Source organism: Streptomyces thermovulgaris (genome assembly GCF_002155915.1).
In the GTDB taxonomy this organism is placed as follows: Bacteria; Actinomycetota; Actinomycetes; order Streptomycetales; family Streptomycetaceae; genus Streptomyces; species Streptomyces thermovulgaris.
In genome coordinates this window covers 1-4,200 of the sequence record NZ_MUME01000061.1, presented here as the reverse complement: position 1 = coordinate 4,200, position 4,200 = coordinate 1, and the positions used below count along the sequence as shown (strand labels likewise).

At 68.6% G+C, this 4,200-nt stretch carries 5 protein-coding genes; 3 read left to right on the top strand and 2 right to left on the bottom strand.

The window, feature by feature from the left end; genetic code table 11:
- Nucleotides 1-92: 92 nt before the first annotated feature.
- The 3 genes from CCN35_RS06620 to CCN35_RS06610 are packed head-to-tail and all read left to right on the top strand — an operon-like array spanning nucleotide 93 to nucleotide 3,069.
- Nucleotides 93-1,541, top strand: coding sequence for a replication initiator (locus CCN35_RS06620; RefSeq protein WP_067400553.1), 1,449 nt, complete (start codon nucleotides 93-95; stop codon nucleotides 1,539-1,541).
- Nucleotides 1,538-1,762 (top strand): helix-turn-helix domain-containing protein, encoded by a 225-nt coding sequence (locus CCN35_RS06615; protein ID WP_067400556.1) that lies wholly within the window; start codon nucleotides 1,538-1,540, stop codon nucleotides 1,760-1,762. Before CCN35_RS06620 ends, CCN35_RS06615 begins: the two co-directional genes overlap by 4 nt.
- Nucleotides 1,762-3,069: a tyrosine-type recombinase/integrase gene (locus CCN35_RS06610; RefSeq protein WP_086791812.1), complete on the top strand. Its 1,308-nt coding sequence runs from the start codon at nucleotides 1,762-1,764 to the stop codon at nucleotides 3,067-3,069. Before CCN35_RS06615 ends, CCN35_RS06610 begins: the two co-directional genes overlap by 1 nt.
- Nucleotides 3,070-3,185: 116 nt before the next feature.
- Here the strand turns inward: CCN35_RS06610 and CCN35_RS06605 are convergent, their stop codons facing one another.
- Complete coding sequence (locus CCN35_RS06605; RefSeq protein ID WP_143631402.1) at nucleotides 3,186-3,692, bottom strand: hypothetical protein; 507 nt, start codon at nucleotides 3,690-3,692, stop codon at nucleotides 3,186-3,188.
- A 12-nt stretch (nucleotides 3,693-3,704) separates the two neighbouring features.
- Nucleotides 3,705-4,200, bottom strand: a 496-nt coding sequence (locus CCN35_RS28270; protein WP_158100378.1) for a hypothetical protein, incomplete at its 5' end; no start/stop codon positions are given.

Sequence of the window (4,200 nt, the reverse complement as noted above, 5' to 3'; positions counted from 1 at the left end):
CGGGTGGGCGGCCCCGAGCGTACCAACACGCCTTCCTGACTGGCTGGTTGCTGCTCGGGGCCACCCACCCGAACAGAAGGGACACGCCCCGAATGGTCACCCTGGACCTGCGCCACGTGGCAAGCCCCGCCGTGCGGGACCTGCTCCACCTGGTCAACCACCCCGACTTCGACCGCGCACACCAGCAGATCGAACGCCTCGGAGGCTGCACCGAACCGGTACGCCTGACCGGCCGCACAACCACCATCGACACCACGACCGGCGAGGTACTGCGCTCCTACACGACCTCCGAGGAGCCCACGGGCAGCCTGCTCACCGCGTGCGGCAACCGCCGCGCCTCCCGCTGCCCGGCCTGCTCCCGCCTCTACGCCGCCGACACCTACCACCTCATCCGCGCCGGCCTCTCCGGCGGCAAGACCGTCCCCGACACCGTCCGCACCCACCCCCGGGTCTTCGTCACCCTCACCCCACCGTCCTTCGGCCCCGTCCACAACCGCACCACCACCCCGAACGGCGATGTCCGGCCCTGCCGCTGCCGGAAGCTCCACGAACCCACGGACGCCCTGCTCGGTACGCCGCTGAACCCCGCGACGTACGACTACGCGGGCGCGGTCCTGTTCAACGCCCACGCCTCCGCCTTGTGGGCCCGCTTCACCACCTACCTGCGCCGCGAGATCGCCGCCCAGCTCGGCATAACCCAGAAGGCTGCTCATGCTGTCCTGCGGGTGTCCTTCGCCAAGGTCGCCGAGTACCAGCAGCGCGGCCTGGTCCACTTCCACGCCGTCATCCGGCTCGACGGCCCGGACGGCACCAGCCAGCCCCCACCGCCGTACGCCACCGTCGCCGTGCTCGCCGACGCCGTACGCGCCGCCGCCGCGCGGGTCCGCATCACTGTCACCTCGGATGCAGTCGGGCAACGCGAACTCGGCTGGGGCGAACAGCTCGACGTGCGCGAGATCGCCGCTTTCGGCACCGATGCCGAACTGACCGATCAGGCGGTCGCCGCGTACGTGGCGAAGTACGCCACCAAGTCCGCCGACGCCTCCGGCACCCTCGACCGCTCCCTGTTCTGCCGCCCCTGCCAGGGACGCGGCGCCACCCTCCTGCCCCACGGAACCCCGCTCCCCTGCACCGCATGCGACGGCACCGGACAGGCCCGGCCCCTGCCCCGCCTCGCCATCACCCGCCACGTGCGGCAGATGATCCGCACCTGCTGGGAACTCGGCAGGCTGCCCGAGTTCGCCCACCTCAAGCTCTGGAAGTGGGCACACATGCTCGGCTTCCGGGGCCACTTCTCCACCAAGTCCCGCTCCTACTCCACCACCCTCGGCGCGCTGCGCGCCGCCCGCCGCGCCTGGCGCACCGAACAGGCCCGCGCCCACGCCGGCCTGCCCGAGCCCCACCCGGACACCACGCTCGTCGTCGGCCACTGGGCCTACCTCGGCACCGGCTACAGCCCCGGCGCCGCGCTCCTCGCAGCCGCCGTCTGGCACCACAGGGAACTGGAACGCCGGTTCATCGCCGAAGGGGGCTGCGGATGAACGAGCAGGAACCCGCCCCGACCCGCCAGGGGCCGAGCACGCCGGAAGAGCTGCTGACCGTGCCCCAGGTCATGGCCCGCCTCCAGCTCGGCCGCTCCGCCGTCTACGACCTCCTCCGCACCCGCCAGCTCGCCTCGATCACCCTCGGCCGCGCCCGCCGCATCCCCACCCACGCCCTCACCGACTTCATCCGCACCCGGCTCGAACAGGAAGCCGCCTGATGACCACACCCCGCGACACCCCCACCTCCCGCCGCACCCGCGCCAACGGCGACGGCACCGTCTACCAGCGCCAGGACAGCCGCTGGGAAGCCGCCGGATACGTCCTCGCCCCTGGCAACACCCGACGCCGCATCCGCGTCTATGGCACGACGCGCAAGGAAGCCCTGGCCAAGCTCACCGAGAAGATCGCCACCAGCAACCGCGGCCTCCCCGTGCCCTCCGCACAGGGCAGTCTGGCCGCGTACCTGACGTACTGGCTGGAGAACGTCGCCGTCCACCATCTCCGCGAGAACACGCACACCCGCTACACCGCCTGCGTGAACCGGTACCTCGTCCCCGGCCTGGGCAAGAAGAAGCTCGCCAAGCTCTCTGCCAAGGACGTCCGCACCTGGCTCAACCAGCTCCGCACCACCTGCCAGTGCTGCACGCGCGGCCTCGATGCGGGCCGTGGTGAGCCCCGTTGCTGCGCCGTCGGAACATGCTGCTCCAAGCGGCTCTCTCCGCTGACCCTGGCCTACATCCACTCCGTGCTCAAGTCCGCACTCGAACACGCCGTGCGCGAGGAGGAGATCCCGCGCAACGTGGCCCGCAACGTCCGCACCGGCACACCTCGCCCCCGACGCTTCGAACCCCTCACCGCCGACGAAGCCCGCCAGTTCCTCACAGCCGCGCGCGGACACCGGCTCCATGCCCTGTTCGAACTGGCGCTCCACACCGGACTCCGCAAAGGCGAACTCTTCGGCCTGCGCTGGGAAGACCTCGACCTCGACACCGGCACCGCCGCCGTCCGCCGCACCTTGCAGCGCACCAGCACGGGCGGACTCACCACGTTGCCCACCAAGACCCGGGCCTCCGAGCGCCGCATCGCCCTCCCCGCCCGCTGCCTCCAGTCGCTGAAGCTCCACCGAGAGCAGCAGCAGCGCGACCGTGACGCGGCAGGGGCCGAGTGGCGGCACAGCGGGCACGTGTTCACCACTGCGCAGGGCACACCGCTCGACCCGACCAACCTCACCCGCGCCTTCACCACGCTCCTCCACAAGGCAGGCCTCCGCCGCATCCGCTTCCACGACCTCCGGCACTCGACCGCGACCCTGCTCCTGGAGCAGGGCGTCGAACTCGTCGTCATCAAGGAACTCCTCGGCCACGCCCACATCGGCGTCACCGCCACCGTCTACGCCCACGTCCGGCTCCGCCTCCAGCGCGACGCCATCGACACCCTCAGCACCGCGCTTGACGGTCCTGTCAGCGACGAGTCGACCCGCGACGACGGCGACGACCCGCCGCTGTGCGGAGCCGCCGTCCACTGACGTTGCCGTCAACTACTGCCGTCACCCACCGCAGAAGCCCCGCCAGGACGCACCTGACGGGGCTTCAACTTTGCTGCTGCTATCCAGCGCGAGGGTTGCGGTATCGGGCAGCGAGGCTACACCTCACCCTCCAGCCAACGATCGAATGGTGCGACCTCCGACAGTTCGGAATTGATCGCCTTCAACCCTCCGGCGAAGTCTTCGGCCAATTTCGAGAGCATCGCGACTAGCCCACTCTGCGCAATGGTCTCGCGCTCTGGATTCGGAACCCAATTGGTCCGCGAATCGCAGTGAATCATCACGAGATCCCCGCTTGGACGGAAGGTCAAAGTCCTCTCGATACCCTGCGAGTAGAGATCCACCTCGACTTCGCGACGGTCGCGCACACCCGCCAGAAGCGACGGGAGCTGCTCCATGAAGGCAGACAAGTCATACGCGACATCGAGCGGCCACTCATCACTCCCGAAGCCGCCAATGTGGAACCTGCTGCCTCCAGCGTCAGAGAGGGCGCTACACGCCTCCATGACCAGGGTTTCGTAACCGTCACCCGCCTCCAGATTCACTGAAGCAGGAGCCACAGCACCAGACGGCACGGCCGGATTGAACGACACAGAGAAGCTCATCTCTCCAGCCTCCTAGTTCGGACCAATGATCGGGAATCCCGTCTTGTACAGCCCATTTGGACTCGGGACGATGGTAGCCGCCCGCGCTTGGACGATACTCCCATCCGGCATAATCACCTGCCCCAACCCGTCCGGAATGCGCACCGACCTGGGCCCGGCTCCTTCGACATGGAGCCCCTTCAAGAACTCCGCAGCGGCGTCATTATCCAGCCACTGACCTTGCTGATTCCCGGTGCTGCGAGCGCGATCGGTCAGAGCCTTCGTATTCTTCGCTCCGGCGCCATGAGTCTTGAATGTATGACCCCACGTTTTCACGCTGTTGGCGGCCCAGTTCACGCATCCATTGCTGTTGTGAACGAGTACCGGAGTCCCGCCCGCCAGCACATAGTACGTGTGGAGGTTGTTGACGGTGAGGTTGTGGACGGTGGCGTGCTGTGTCGTCCAGCGGTTGACCGCGGTGATCTGGACGTGGGTACCGGCGCTGGTTTTGAGCCACTGGCCGGCCTTG

Excerpts from the sequence above, each read along its gene's own strand:
- CCN35_RS06620 (WP_067400553.1), top strand. The coding sequence starts at position 93 with ATGGTCACCCTGGACCTGCGCCACGTGGCAAGCCCCGCCGTGCGGGAC.
- CCN35_RS06615 (WP_067400556.1), top strand. The coding sequence starts at position 1,538 with ATGAACGAGCAGGAACCCGCCCCGACCCGCCAGGGGCCGAGCACGCCG.
- CCN35_RS06610 (WP_086791812.1), top strand. The coding sequence starts at position 1,762 with ATGACCACACCCCGCGACACCCCCACCTCCCGCCGCACCCGCGCCAAC.
- CCN35_RS06605 (WP_143631402.1), bottom strand. The coding sequence starts at position 3,692 with ATGAGCTTCTCTGTGTCGTTCAATCCGGCCGTGCCGTCTGGTGCTGTG.